The following is a 12,247-nucleotide window of genomic DNA, read 5'->3' on the forward strand; positions in this document are numbered from 1 at the left end:
ATGCCATTTATGTCTTCGAATTCAAACTGGACGGGAAACGTCTTGTGAAGGTAGGGGTGAACTTCAGCAAGGAGACACGGAATGTGGACAGGTATATTATGGAAGAATAATATAATGGAATCATAATGAAAAGAGTCTATACCAGAACCGGAGATAAAGGAATGACCGGCATTCACGGTGGTGCACGTGTCCCGAAAGATGATATCCGTATTGAAGCTAATGGCTGCCTGGATGAGCTGAATGCTATAATCGGCATTGTACGTTCCATGCTTCCGGCTGATGATGAGTGGCAGAATCTGTTGCATACGGTTCAGCGGGAGTTGATGGTTGTAATGAGTCACGTGGCGACTCCTCCGGGGGTGGTGAATCCTAATCCTGTCTCGGCAGCGGAACTTGTCTTGCGTTGTGAAAAAGAAATGGATACCATGACCGGACAATTGCAGGAGAACGGCTATTTTCTTTTGCCGGGCGGAACGCCCGTATCTGCCCAACTTCATTTTGCCCGCACTGTAGCCCGCCGTGCTGAACGTCGCTTATGGACACTCAACCGCCGGGAACCTGTCAATGGAGATATCCTGCGCCTCGTAAACCGTCTTTCCGATTTGTTCTTTGTGATGGCACGCATGGAGATGCAACGCCAGGACTGGACGGAGGAGAAGTGGCAGGAATTTGCGTATAAAAGAAAGAGCGGGAAATGATGACCAAGGATTGGTATAATTCATGCATGCCGGTATAGGATAATCAATCATTAATCGTCAGCCGCAAATCGTACAGACAAGCCTGTACCTCTGCCTTACTGCCGATGTGCTTTCCCACATCGTCCGATAATTTTACGCATTCCCGCCATTCCTGGTTGACATTCATTTTGCACCGGGTCAGTTTCATTACGATATTAGAAGGCTTGAAGCCGGTATCATTGGTCAGATTTGTGCCGATGCCGAAAGCGCAACGGATTTTTCCGGAGCAATATTTCTGTATGTCAAGTGCCTTGCCGAAATCCAGCGCATTGCTGAATACGATGGTTTTGGTAGTCGGGTCAATTCCCAATTCACGATAGCGGGCTACAAGCTTATCGGTAAAATCAAATTCATTGCCGGAATCGCAGCGCACCCCGTCGAACAGCTTGGCTTGCTTGCGGCTCAGGTTGCTCAGAAAGATGCCGGAAGTGTAGGTGTCTGACAGTGCAATGCCTAAATCACCGTCATATACATTCACCCAGTTTTCCAGTGCCATGTAATTGGCATGCTTGTACCCGAATTGTGCGCCATGGAACATGAACCATTCATGTGGATGCGTCCCCATAGGTTTCATGCCATACTTCATGGCAAAGTGACAGTTGGAAGTCCCGGTACAGTATTTTGAAGTTTGTTTGAGGTAACCGATCACTTTGTCCTGCACGTCGAGGGAGAAACGTCTGCGCGTTCCGAATTCGGAAAAAGACAATTGATGTTCATTGGAGAGTTTGACCTTTTCCGATAATTTGCTGAGGATATTGTCCCAGTCAGCTACATTACCCAAAGCCCGGTTCTTTATTTCCGATACGATGGCAAGCAAGGGTACTTCATAAAGGGTTGCTTTATACAGATAGTCCGTTATTTCAATATTTAGATGCCCTCCTTCGTCTAGATGGACCTTTATTTTCTCTGCCTGGAAGCGGAAAGAGGAGAGCCATTCCCAATAAACTCCGGGTAGAAATCGGCAATGACAGACCATATATTCCCGTTCTTCATCGGTCAATGCAACTTGTTCCAACTGAGTGATTGCCGCTTTCAGTCTTTTCAGAAACTCATCCGTGTAAGCCGTTTCGTCCCTATCCTTGAAACTGAATGTTCCCATAGCATTGGGAAACAACTTGATGTAGGCATACGAAGTGGTGAACTTGTATAGGTCCGTATCTAATATTGTATGAATCATTGTTCAGTATTTTGAATTAGAAAATTGATTTCGGGCATGAAGATAGCGACTTTTTCTCATTTTGTTGTCATTAAATTGTTAACAACAGAATATTCCTATTAAACCATGTTATAAAAGAATCTGTTACGGGTAGAAATTTTGGAGAAATCATAGAACTCCGTATATTTGCAATGTGTTTTTCATAGTATTAGATTTAAGGTTAACGAAAGATTGGCTGTCTGGGATAGATAGCCTTTTTTTTTGTGGTGTGCAGAGCCCACGCCCCATAAACAAAGACTTGTATCCAAAGAATCAGCATCTGCGGCCAGATGTCGGACAGGCTGGCACCCATGGAGTTTAGTTTTACGAAGGCGAGCACGGCGGGAGCTACCGGGAATATGTAGTGCGCAGCCTGCCAATACCACGGCATCAGTTCCAGAGGATAGGAAACTCCGGATAGGAAAATATATCCCACGGAGAAAAAGGCTATCATCAACAGAGGAGCTTCTGAATCCGTGAACCAACGTGAAACAGCAAGGGCAAAGAAACTTGTGCCCAACAGGAAAGGAATCATTAGGATGGTAATGTCCCATCCGTTCCCGATATTGGGAATGCTGAATATATGTGGCAATAATCCCAGCAGGAATAAGGAAAATACGGCATAAAGCATGATATATACAAAAGTTCTTCCCGAAACAATACGTAAAGCATCTTTCAGCGAACCGCCACTCATCAAGACAATACCTTTTCTCCGTGCTTCTGCTTCTTCGCCTGTCAGCATGGCAATGACCATCAGTAATGTCTGGAAGATGATGACGATCATAACTGCGGGAATCAGATAGGAGCCATAGCCTTCCGTATAATTATAGAGGGCTGTTCCCGATACGTTGACAGGGGCCGAAGAAGCCACAGCCAGTAATCCTTGCGGAGGCAGGAAAACAGTACCCTCCAGACGGTGGGCATCGTTTACGGCAAGCATTACCCGGGTGCTGGATTCTTGCAGGCCTTTGAAGTTCAGAAATGCGTCGGTTGCTGCATAAAGGATGAATACGGAAGTTTCACCACGTGCTACGCGTGCCTCAAAATCAGCGGGCAAATAGAGAATGCCTGCCACATCCCCCTGCTTCATCCATTTACGGGCCTCGAGGATATTGGACGTCTGTCCGTAAACGGCCGTCTGCGGAGTAGCATTCAGCAGGCGGGTATATTCACGGCTAAGGGTGGAATGTGAGAGATCGACCACTGCTACGGGAGCTTTGCGCACCAGGTTTGGAGCATACATATAGTTGTAAAGCAGTCCGTAGAGGAAAATGCCGCCGGCCAATACCAGGAGGATGGCAGGATTGGTGGAGATATTCCGCCATTCATGCCGGATGACAGCAGGGATGGAAACGGAGGCAAGAGGTTCCGCATATTCTGCCTCAGAGCTTTTTCCCGATTTGGAAATCCACCATCTTAGCAACGGCAGCAGCAGTAATGCCACCAATGGGAATGTGAAAAGAATGGCTGCCGATTGCCAATAGTAGGCATATCCGGCATCAAAATAAATGATGGCCTGCGCGGCTTCTGTGAAGTGGCGTACAGGAAAGAGGTAGGAGGCAGCGTGTACCGGCGCGTACATGGCCGTGACGGGGAAGGTGACACCGGACAGGGTGGCTCCCAAGGAACCTACCATGGATACTACACTGATGATATAGGCTATTTTCGGAAAAATGGAAAAAATGAATACCGCAAGGGCTTGTGTGGCGATGATAAACAGTACTGTCATTAGGTTCATCATCCACAGGCTGCCTTGGAAAGGTATGTGCAGTACACCGAATAATACATAGTTTGCCAGTATGCCGATTAGTGAGAATATGGCAGTGTAGGGCAGCAGTTTTCCCGTAATGGCAGTCAGGATATTGTGGTTTGCAGTTGCCATCCACTCTTGTGACGTACCGGATTTTAGTTCGCTGCCTATGGAATAGACCGTGAGGAGCAGAATCAATATCTGGAAAAGTACGAAGAAAAACGGTTGGCTCAGATAGACGGAATAGTCCATGTCCGGATTATACAGCGGGTGTGTACTGGCTTCTACCGGTAACAGGAATGTCTGTATCTGTTCCCGGCCTGTGCCCAATGCTTCTGCCTGTACTACGATGGGGGAGAGTGCGACGGGAGCAAGGGTGTTTTCAAATGCCGCCATGAGTTCGCTGCCAACGGAAAGAAGGGCGTAATGGTAATAATAGACAAGGGTGGCATTGGTACCCGTTACCGCCTTTTGCCCGAATTGGGGAGGGATAACGAGATATCCGTATATTTCTTTCCGTTGCAAGTCACGCCGCGCAGCCGTTTCATCGGTGTAGCGTTTGGTTACCCGGAAGGTAGGGGTGGCGGAGATTCGGCGGGATATGTTGCGTGAAGTAGCCGTGTTGTCCTGGTCCACTATGCCTACGGGGATATTCTCCATCTGCCCGTTTCCAAAGATCGTAGCCATGAAGAAAAGGCAGAACAAGGGTAGCACGATACATACGCCGAAATAGAGACGGCGGGAGGTCATGCGGTGCCATTCGCGGAGAATGACCATACGGAGTGCTTGCATGGCGCAGCAGGATTCTTTATTCTTCATGGTTTGCTTTTCAAGGTTAAGAGCACTGACATTCCGGGACGTAAATCTTCGACCGCCTGTGTGGGCCGTGCATGGATCTCAAATGTCTGCATGTCGTAACTGCCAGTCTGCCTGGTTGATTTCCAGGTGGCGAAACTGCCCAGCGGGCTGATGTAATAGATGCGGAATTCTATTTCCTTTTTGCCGATAGCGGGAACATCGGCTTTGAATGTTTCTCCCATCTTGAATCGGGGCATCAGATCCTCGCGTATGTTCAGTACAACGTGTGCGTCGCCCATGACTACGAGGCTCATGATGGGAGTGCCCGGAGCAACCAGTTCACCCCGTTTCGGAAATATGGTAGCTATCTGCCCGGTTTCGGGAGCTGTCAAGCGGGAGTCAACCAAAAGAGAAGATACTTCATCCACTGTGCTGCGGGCGGCATCCACGAGACTGCGGGCAGCGGCACGGTCTTCGCTTTGCGCACCATCTACCGCCATCTGGTATTGTTCATAGGCGGCACGTTCGGCTGCCTGTGCGGCTTTATACAGAGCCTCTACTTCATCCTTTCTTTGGGAAGTGACCACGCTGTCCTTGTATAGAGTCAGAATACGCTGATAGGTGGTTTTGGCAAGGGTAAGGTCGCTTTGGGTCTTGTTCCATAATTGGCGGGCGGTAGCGACAATCTGGCGTCGGGTACCGGCATCTATCTTTTTGTTCTGTTCCTTAGCTACTTGTTCCAATGCATTTACTTGGCGGTATTTGGCCTCAATGGTAGGGCTGTTGATGACGACCAGTGTGTCTCCGGCTTTTACCCAATCCCCTTCTTGCACAAGGAACGAATCCACACGTCCCGGAAGTTTGCCGCTGATACGGATTTCAGTAGCTTCTATCTGGCCTTGCAGTACCAATGGCTGTCTGCTCATGAGTAACATTCCTGCGGCGGATACGATGACCGTAATGACCAGGATAACGATAAATGCAATGCTGATGCTTTTATTATTGACTTTCATGATGGATGGTTTGGTGGTTAATGGTTAATGATGGATGAAGGGGAATCCTCCACGATGTATTGCTCGAAATGTTCCGGTGTCCCGCAAAGGGCAAGGAGATTCATCAAGGCCACATCGTATTCATAACAGGCGGCAAGCCGTGCCACGCGCACAGTTGCCAGCATGGTTTCGGCATCCACTACTTCCGTACTGGTTGCCATGCCTTCGGCGAATGATTTCTTGCGGATACGTACCAGCTCTTCACTCAGTTCGATGGTGGTGTTCAGGGCACGTACATTGTCTTGCGCTTTTTGGAGTTGGGTGTAGAGCTTGTCTATGCCGACACTTAAGTCTTCTTTGGCTTTTTCTTGTCCCAGGGCAAGGGTCTGCCGGACTATCTTGGACTGACGGATACGCTTCTCGCGTGCCAGACCGTCGAACAAGTTCCAGGTGAAGCCTACACCTACCATGGTACGGGGAACAAGATTGCTCTGTATGCCATGGGCATAGAGGGTTTGTTTGCCAAACAGGGCGATGTCCGGCAGGTATCCGCTTTGGTCAATGTGAAGTTGTTGCCTGGCTATTTGGGATTGAAGTTGCAGTTGGTTTACTATATAGTTTTCCATCTGCATGGTTTGTACAAACTCTTCTTTGACGGGCAGACTGGTATTGATAAACAGAGGAGAAGTGGGCAGTATGCTGCAGGTATCTTTCAGATTCAAAAGGGTACGCAGGGCACTTTGCACTACGGTGACTTCTTTCCGGGCCGCTTCCAATGCCCGTTGGGCTTCGTCCATATTTACTTGGGCGAAAAGACGTCCCGCCTTGTCTATCATGCCGGCAGCTTCCAGTTTGAGGGCATTTTCATAATGGCGTTTCAGACTGTTGTAGGTATCTTGCCGCACACGTGCTACTTCCCGGGCCAGACGTAACCCGAAATAGCTTTCGGCAAGCAGGGTGCGTTGTGTGGCATCCGTCTGTTCACGGTTTTCGCGGGCAAGGTCAATCAGGCTATTTCCGATCTTGGAGGCACGGATTCGTTTTCCTCCGGAGAATACCACCCATTCGGCAGTCAGTCCGACGGAGGTCAGGTTTCGTGGAGCAAGGGGAAAAGCGAGGGTATGGGAACCTATCTGGTCCAATATGCCGCTGATGAATTTATCGTCCGGCAGAATGTTGTGTACAAAGTCCTTGGCAGGGTCGGTAAATGTGGAGAGCGGCTGTTTGACTTCTATCTTTTCGGACAGATGTACGAAAGTCCCGGCACCTTGCAGGGAAGGATACCAGAGAGCATTCAGCTTATCGCGTTCGGCACGGGCGGTCTCTATGCCCTTGTCGGCTATTTGCAGGCTACGGTTACCTTGCTGCATCTGTCGCAGGGCATCTCCGAAGCTGAGAGAGAACGTGCTGCCGGAGGAGGATTGGGCTACCGCCGTACCGCTTGCGGTCAAGGCAGTACAGGCTATTACCGTGACAAGCATCGGACATAATTGATTATTCATGAGTTCGTTCGGTTTAGGTATTTCTTGCTTTTTTAAACAAGAGGGGGTAAGGATTGTTCATATCGTAAGAGTATAAATCAAAATGATTATCCGCAGTATTACTTCCCATGCCACTCTTCCGCATCAAGGGCTGTCAGTGTAACAGCGAAACGGGATAAGGATGAATCGTGTAAATAACCGATTAAGGGTATGGGATGCGGATAGCATGATTTTTGAAAGGTTTTTAGTACCTTTGCCGGCGCTGAATCCGGAATTCAGTTACTAAACAGATAAAGATATGAAAAAACTTCATCCCGTCATGTTTGCCGGAACCGGTAGCGATGTCGGTAAAAGTATAATCACTGCTGCTTTCTGCCGTATATTCAAGCAAGACGGCTATCGGCCTGCCCCGTTCAAGGCGCAGAATATGGCACTTAACTCATTTGCCACACCGGAGGGACTGGAAATAGGACGTGCGCAAGCCGTACAGGCTGAAGCCGCCGGTATTCCCTGTCATACGGATATGAACCCGTTGCTGCTGAAGCCCCAATCGGATCATACTTCCCAGGTGGTGCTTAACGGACGTCCCATCGGCAACCGCAATGCTTATGACTATTTCCGCAAGGAGGGGCGGGAAGAATTACGCCGTGAAGTCTGTGACGCTTATGACCGTCTGGCTTCAAGGTATAATCCGGTAGTGCTGGAAGGTGCCGGAAGCATCTCCGAAATCAATCTGCGTGATACCGACCTGGTGAATCTGCCTATGGCCATTCATGCGGGAGCTGATGTAATCCTTGTGGGAGACATTGACCGGGGCGGGGTCTTTGCCAGTGTGTATGGTTCGATGATGTTGCTCCGTCCTAATGAAAGGGAACGCATCAAAGGCATTCTTATCAATAAGTTCCGTGGTGACATACGGCTTTTCGAGTCCGGTATCAAGATGCTGGAAGAACTTTGCGGTATTCCGGTGGTCGGTGTCGTACCTTATTATAAGGAGATCTATATCGAAGAGGAAGACTCTGTGGCACTTGCCACCAAGTCCGTAAGGGCGGAACATGGTAAAGTGAATGTTGCCGTTGTCCTGCTGCGGCATCTCAGTAATTTCACCGACTTCAATGTGCTGGAGCGTGACCCTCGTGTACATTTGTTCTATACCAATAATGTAGAGGAGTTGGCAAAGGCGGATATTATCCTGTTGCCCGGCAGCAAGAGTACGCTTGACGATTTATATGAACTTCGTCGTAATGGCGTGGCGCAGGCTGTCATCCGCGCACACCGGGAGGGAGCTACCGTCATGGGTATCTGCGGAGGTTACCAGATGATGGGGCAGGAGGTGCTTGACCCCGACCATGTGGAAGGAGATATCGAACGCCTGCCCGGTCTTGGACTGCTGCCTGTGAGCACACAGATGATGGGGGAGAAGGTGACGAGGCAGGTAAGGTTCGGATTGAATGAAAAATCAAGGCCTTCACTCAAATTGATGAACGGCTATGAGATCCACATGGGTACTACTGTCCCCGTTTTCGATGCCCCTGCTTCTCCGTTGAATATCCTGGAAGATGGAAAGACGGACGGCTATATGGTAGATGCCACCTGTATGGGCACCTATATCCATGGTATCCTGGACAATCCGGAGTTCATAGATTTCCTGCTTGAGCCTTTTGCCGACAAGTTTTCCGAGACTGCGGAAACATTCGATTACCATCGTTTCAAAGAAGAACAATATGATAAGCTGGCAGAGCATGTACGCAAACATGTGGATATGCCGCTTATCTACCAAATACTTACAGAAAGCCATGATTGAAGGACACGGGGACGATTCCTATAAATACAGCCGTCCGATTACGGCCAACTTCAGTTCGAATGTATATAGCCGGGTAGATCTTTCTGACTTGAAAGCGCATCTTTGTGCTAGGATTGAGGGAATAGGAAACTATCCCGAACCCGAACCCTATACGCTCGAAGCCCGCCTTGCCGCCAAATATCATTTGCCTGCCGGTGCGGTATGTGTGACAAACGGCGCCACAGAAGCCATTTATCTGATTGCGCAGACTTTTCGGGGAACGAATACTGCCATTGTACAACCCACTTTCAGTGAATATGCCGATGCGTGCCGGATGCACGGACATAAGGTAACTTCCCTGTATCGGCTTCCTGCAGAAGCGGAGGGATGGCTTTTGCCGGAAGAGGTGCGGATGGTGTGGCTCTGCAATCCGAATAACCCTACAGGGACGGTGACCGGCAAATCACACCTGAAAGAGCTCATCAAGCGAAATCCGCAAGTCTGTTTTGTCATAGACCAGTCTTACGAATATTTCACTTTATGCCCTTTGTTTTCTCCGGTTGAAGCATTTGAGTTTCCCAATGTGCTGTTGTTGCATTCCATGACCAAACGATATGCTGTGCCCGGATTACGCCTAGGCTATGTGACGGGGGACAGCGGACTTTTGAAACGTTTGCGTACCAACCGCATGCCCTGGTCCGTGAACCAGCTCGCCATTGAGGCAGGCCTTCATTTGCTGGAGCATGATGTACCCAATCCGCTTGATGTAGGTGCCTATCTGCAGGAAACAGCCCGCTTGCGTGAGGCCCTTGAAGCTCTTGGCGGTCTGGAAGTATGGGCTACGGAAACTCATTTTATGCTGGTACGTCTTCGTATGGGCAAGGCTTCTGCCCTGAAGGACTATCTTGCCGGAGAATATGGAATTCTGATTCGTGACGCTTCCAACTTCGATGGGCTTGACGAGCATTTCTTCCGTATAGCCACTCAGACGCCCGAAGAGAATGACCGGCTGGTAGAAGCCGTTGCGAAATGGTTTGAAGAGTAAATGGTTATGGAGAATATACTGATATTTCTTGGCATTGCCTTTAATTTGAATCTGCCCTTGCTCACGGCTTGGCTGCTTGATCACTGGTTGGGAGACCCGCTTTGGATGCCCCATCCTGTAGTGGGCTTCGGCAAGGCCATCTCTTTTTTCGAACATCGCCTGAACCGGGGGAAACACCGCCGGATGAAAGGTGCGTTGGTGTCTCTTTTCCTTGTGGCAGGAGTATATCTGACAACGTTTCTCCTGCTTCGCCGGGTATCGTACATTTCTCCGGGACTGCTTTTGACTCTGCAGGTTCTCTTGATATTCTATTGCCTGGCAGGTACTACCTTGGTACGTGAGGTCCGTGAGGTATTTAAGGCAGTGGACCGTTCTTTGGAGGAAGGCCGGAAACAAGTGGCACGTATAGTAGGCCGTGACACTTCCCGATTGACCGCACAGGAAGTGCGTACTGCTGCATTGGAAACGTTGGCCGAAAATCTTAGTGACGGAGTCATTGCTCCTTTATTCTGGTATCTGTTATTGGGGGTACCGGGAATGCTTGCCTATAAGATGGTGAATACACTGGACTCGATGATTGGCTATAAGAATGAACGTTACCGCCAATTCGGTTGTTTTGCCGCCCGCATGGATGATGCGGCTAATTATATTCCGGCACGGCTCACCGCCTTTTTGATGGTATTGGCCTCGGGACGTCTTTCCTTGCTGGCTTTTGTCGGCAGATACGGTAACCGGCATGCCAGCCCGAATTCCGGTTATCCCGAATCTGCCCTTGCCGGTATTCTGGACTGCAGGTTTGGAGGACCGCACGATTATTTCGGGCAGGAAGTATGGAAACCTTATATCGGCTTCAACAACCGGATGCTGACAACTGAGGATATGTATAGGGCCATCCGCATCAACCGGTGTGCCGAGTGGCTGATGGTAATGGCGGTTATCCTGACGGTTTCCTTGATTTCCTTTTGTTCTTGAGACGGAGGTGTGTCAAAACTGATAAAAGAACGCAAATTACACAAATTACGCAAAAAAAAGCGAATCTGATAATCGCTGATTATCAGTAGTCATTAAAAAGCAGGGGTTGCGTAATTTGTGTAATTTGTGTTCTAAATCTTTATTTTGACACACCTGCATCCGGATAATTCCCCCATACGGCGTCAGTGCACTGAAGGCCTCTTCCGCTTTGATAAGCCCTGCGTAAATCTGTGCGCAGATCAGTACGCCTCCATGTGCGAATATGGCTACCCGCTGATAGTTCTTTCGTTTCAATTCGTCCAGAAATTGGCTGACACGCTGGTACTGCATGGCAAAAGACTCGCCTCCGGTGGCAACTACATTCAGATAATCGGCATACCATTCTTTCAGACGGGGGTCGTCGTTACCGTCGAAGGGTTTCATCTCCCATTCTCCGAAATTGATTTCCATAATCCGTCTGTCCCTTTCAGCATCCGGGAAGCCACAATAGGTAGCGAGACGTACACAACGGGTAAGGGGGCTGGTATATACATGATCGAATGGCAGGTCAGTTTTCAGATTTTCCTTTGTTACGGCGGCTTCCTGTTCGAAGGTCGGTTTCAAAGGGACATCTGTCTGTCCGTAGCATATCCCCGGAGGAACATCTACCGAAGTGTGGCGAATCAATATAATTTCCATAATTACTTTGTTTTTTAGTGAATAGATAAGGGCATGGAAGTATATTCCATCAAGAAATCAATGTTGTAAATGGCATAAATATAGGCCAGTACAAGGCTTCCCATATAGAACGAAAGTTCGCAAAGCAGGAAGGTGGCACCGCAACAATCTCCTGTATATCCTTGAAGACGATGTTTCATCAACCGGTATAAAAACACGAAAGTCAGTACGGGGAAAAGGAGGGCGGGCCACATCCGGAAGGGCAGGAACAACACAAAAGGCAATACACCACAGGCAAAGGCCGTGAGCCGCTCTGTACGGCTCATGCGGTTATATACCACTTTGGCTTTGCTGTCCTCCTCCTTACGGGCGTATGGCAGATAGTTGATGATTTGTGAGGCACAGAACTTCGACCAGCAGTCACCACAGAAAACGAGGATGCAGAGGAAGTTCAGAGGCAGGTTGCGCAGTTGCAATAACAGCAGAAAGTAGAATACCAGGCCAATGACTCCGTAACTTCCTATGTGCGAATCTTTCATGATGGTAAGTGTACGCTCGCGGGTGCTTCCTCCGCCAAATCCATCGAAGAAATCGGCTAACCCGTCCTCGTGGAGGCATCCTGTGATGAGCAGTCTGGTGATGATGGCTATAATCCATGCAAGGGATATGGGCAACAGTTGCCCTGCCAGCCATAATGTACCTGCCATGACACCTCCTGTCAGCCAGCCTGCCAGTGACCAATAGGGTACTACATGTTTGAAGCATTCTGCCGGTACCTCCCTGATTTTCCAAAAAGGCAGGCGGGTAAAGAATATAAGCGCAGCTAAGATATTCATA

9 protein-coding genes and 2 pseudogenes are annotated in these 12,247 nt (G+C 49.0%); 5 read left to right on the plus strand and 6 right to left on the minus strand.

The features are described from left to right. Both HMPREF9446_RS19525 and HMPREF9446_RS11675 read left to right on the plus strand, forming a co-directional pair. A pseudogene (locus tag HMPREF9446_RS19525) lies at nt 1–110 on the plus strand (PD-(D/E)XK nuclease domain-containing protein); the annotation flags it as partial. Nucleotides 111–125: 15 nt separating this feature from the next. Next, nucleotides 126–698, plus strand: coding sequence for a cob(I)yrinic acid a,c-diamide adenosyltransferase (locus HMPREF9446_RS11675; protein ID WP_009125875.1), 573 nt, complete (start codon nt 126–128; stop codon nt 696–698). Nucleotides 699–741: 43 nt separating this feature from the next. Here the strand turns inward: HMPREF9446_RS11675 and pncB are convergent, their stop codons facing one another. From pncB to HMPREF9446_RS11695, 4 genes are all read right to left on the minus strand, one after another. Next, complete coding sequence (pncB, locus tag HMPREF9446_RS11680; RefSeq protein WP_009125876.1) at nt 742–1,914, minus strand: nicotinate phosphoribosyltransferase; 1,173 nt, start codon at nt 1,912–1,914, stop codon at nt 742–744. Nucleotides 1,915–2,113: 199 nt separating this feature from the next. Beyond that, entirely contained in the window at nt 2,114–4,501 is a 2,388-nt protein-coding gene (locus HMPREF9446_RS11685) for an ABC transporter permease (RefSeq protein ID WP_009125877.1), read from the minus strand. Then, complete coding sequence (locus HMPREF9446_RS11690) at nt 4,498–5,493, minus strand: HlyD family secretion protein (protein WP_009125878.1); 996 nt, start codon at nt 5,491–5,493, stop codon at nt 4,498–4,500. The genes HMPREF9446_RS11685 and HMPREF9446_RS11690 overlap by 4 nt, the downstream gene beginning before the upstream one ends. 17 nt (nt 5,494–5,510) lie before the next feature. Further along, nucleotides 5,511–6,974, minus strand: coding sequence for a TolC family protein (locus tag HMPREF9446_RS11695; protein WP_039969294.1), 1,464 nt, complete (start codon nt 6,972–6,974; stop codon nt 5,511–5,513). A gap of 277 nt (nt 6,975–7,251) precedes the next feature. On the opposite strand from HMPREF9446_RS11695, the gene HMPREF9446_RS11700 reads away from it, so the two are divergent. The 3 genes from HMPREF9446_RS11700 to cbiB are packed head-to-tail and all read left to right on the plus strand — an operon-like array spanning nt 7,252 to nt 10,753. Then, a complete protein-coding gene (locus tag HMPREF9446_RS11700) occupies nt 7,252–8,757 on the plus strand; it encodes a cobyric acid synthase (protein ID WP_009125880.1) in 1,506 nt (501 codons plus the stop codon). After that, a complete protein-coding gene (locus HMPREF9446_RS11705; protein ID WP_009125881.1) occupies nt 8,750–9,781 on the plus strand; it encodes a threonine-phosphate decarboxylase in 1,032 nt (343 codons plus the stop codon). Before HMPREF9446_RS11700 ends, HMPREF9446_RS11705 begins: the two co-directional genes overlap by 8 nt. A 6-nt stretch (nt 9,782–9,787) precedes the next feature. Further along, the gene (cbiB, locus tag HMPREF9446_RS11710; RefSeq protein WP_039969312.1) at nt 9,788–10,753 is read left to right on the plus strand and encodes an adenosylcobinamide-phosphate synthase CbiB; all 966 of its coding nucleotides are present in this window, start codon (nt 9,788–9,790) and stop codon (nt 10,751–10,753) included. A gap of 150 nt (nt 10,754–10,903) precedes the next feature. Here cbiB and cobC read toward each other — a convergent pair. Continuing rightward, a pseudogene (gene cobC, locus HMPREF9446_RS11715) lies at nt 10,904–11,431 on the minus strand (alpha-ribazole phosphatase); the annotation flags it as partial. A 14-nt stretch (nt 11,432–11,445) separates the two neighbouring features. Then, complete coding sequence (locus HMPREF9446_RS11720; protein ID WP_009125884.1) at nt 11,446–12,246, minus strand: adenosylcobinamide-GDP ribazoletransferase; 801 nt, start codon at nt 12,244–12,246, stop codon at nt 11,446–11,448. Nucleotide 12,247: the final 1 nt, after the last annotated feature.

Source organism: Bacteroides fluxus YIT 12057, from assembly GCF_000195635.1.
GTDB classification, from domain to species: Bacteria; Bacteroidota; Bacteroidia; order Bacteroidales; family Bacteroidaceae; genus Bacteroides; species Bacteroides fluxus.

Bases quoted from the DNA above. Each gene is read 5' to 3' on its own strand.
- HMPREF9446_RS11720 (WP_009125884.1), bottom strand. From the start codon at position 12,246: ATGAATATCTTAGCTGCGCTTATATTCTTTACCCGCCTGCCTTTTTGG.
- HMPREF9446_RS11675 (WP_009125875.1), top strand. From the start codon at position 126: ATGAAAAGAGTCTATACCAGAACCGGAGATAAAGGAATGACCGGCATT.
- pncB (WP_009125876.1), bottom strand. From the start codon at position 1,914: ATGATTCATACAATATTAGATACGGACCTATACAAGTTCACCACTTCG.
- cbiB (WP_039969312.1), top strand. From the start codon at position 9,788: ATGGAGAATATACTGATATTTCTTGGCATTGCCTTTAATTTGAATCTG.
- HMPREF9446_RS11705 (WP_009125881.1), top strand. From the start codon at position 8,750: ATGATTGAAGGACACGGGGACGATTCCTATAAATACAGCCGTCCGATT.
- HMPREF9446_RS11695 (WP_039969294.1), bottom strand. From the start codon at position 6,974: ATGAATAATCAATTATGTCCGATGCTTGTCACGGTAATAGCCTGTACT.
- HMPREF9446_RS11690 (WP_009125878.1), bottom strand. From the start codon at position 5,493: ATGAAAGTCAATAATAAAAGCATCAGCATTGCATTTATCGTTATCCTG.
- HMPREF9446_RS11685 (WP_009125877.1), bottom strand. From the start codon at position 4,501: ATGAAGAATAAAGAATCCTGCTGCGCCATGCAAGCACTCCGTATGGTC.
- HMPREF9446_RS11700 (WP_009125880.1), top strand. From the start codon at position 7,252: ATGAAAAAACTTCATCCCGTCATGTTTGCCGGAACCGGTAGCGATGTC.